Origin of the sequence: Corallococcus sp. AB038B (genome assembly GCF_003668955.1) — a bacterium.
GTDB lineage: Bacteria > Myxococcota > Myxococcia > Myxococcales > Myxococcaceae > Corallococcus > Corallococcus exiguus.
Window position 1 is genome coordinate 1 of sequence record NZ_RAWO01000151.1, and the last position, 430, is coordinate 430.

1 protein-coding gene is annotated in these 430 nt (G+C 65.3%); it reads right to left on the reverse strand.

Annotated elements, in window-relative coordinates; genetic code table 11:
* A partial coding sequence (locus tag D7Y04_RS44820; RefSeq protein WP_158627700.1) for a hypothetical protein occupies positions 1–430 on the reverse strand: 430 nt, incomplete at both ends.

Sequence of the window (430 nt, forward strand, 5' to 3'; positions counted from 1 at the left end):
GAACTTGAACGGGCGCTTGAAGAAGTGCGGGGTGACGAACTTCCACCAGTTGGCGATCTCCGTGAGCACGTCGAGCGAGCGCTTGTCGCCCGTGAGCAGGTAGAGATTGCTCATGCCGCTGACGTGCGCATGGCCCCAGTGCAGGTTGCGGACCTGGTGGTCGATGTTTTCATGGTTGATGGCATGCACCTCGCCGGCGGGCTGCGGCGCGCCGCCCGTGGCCCAGTAGCCCGCGCGGGGCCCATGCGACACGTCGATGTCCATGAAGTGACGGGTGCTGATCTCCCCGAGCTGGAACCAGCGAGCGTCTCCGCTGCGCAGGTACTGCGTGAGGAAGTTGTTCGCGCCGACGTGGGTGTCATTGTAGAAGCTGGGCACGTAGACGCCATTGACCTCGAGCGCCCAGCCCGCGCGCAGCCGGTCGCCGTAG